The sequence below is a fragment of the Kaistella sp. CFF1-2 genome (genome assembly GCF_059509915.1).
This window is the reverse complement of the sequence record NZ_JCAKLF010000035.1, coordinates 1-496: the sequence shown is the minus strand read 5'-3', so window position 1 is coordinate 496 and position 496 is coordinate 1. Positions and strand designations below refer to the sequence as shown.

The window sequence follows — 496 nt, the reverse complement described above, 5'->3', positions numbered from 1 at the left end:
TATGAACAAAATACTTTACATAAATTTTCTATTGATTTCATCTTTTTTCTTTTCCCAAAATTGTGATGAGTTGGAACAAAATATAACAGCTTATGGACATTTTAACGTTCGCTTCACTGATAAAAATTTTTATCAAAAGTTAGATTCGGTTAAGATTACAAATTATAAACAATTTGATTCATCACAAAATTTAATTGATTTTAAATCTAAATTCCCTAAAATATTTAATGGTAAATGTTTAAGTATAAAAACAAAAAATGATTTGAGAACTGATTTTCTATTGTGTGATAAATCAGAGGAAAATAAAAATCATGAGGAAAATTCTGTTTTATACGGAAAATTCAAACTAATTTCATCAGTAGATGAATTTTATATTTTCGAATATTCAAGTTTTGAAATTGGAGGATATTTTATTTTTAACTCAAAAGACAATTATTTCTTTAGTTTTAATGGAAAGCCAATAATTAGTTCAGATAAAAAATACATATATTCTATT

Annotated in this window: 1 protein-coding gene; it reads left to right on the top strand. The window is 22.2% G+C overall.

Going from position 1 to position 496, the window contains the following annotated elements:
- Positions 1 to 70: 70 nt before the first annotated feature.
- Positions 71 to 496, top strand: a 426-nt coding sequence (locus AC5XHR_RS13805; RefSeq protein ID WP_495951361.1) for a hypothetical protein, incomplete at its 3' end; no start/stop codon positions are given.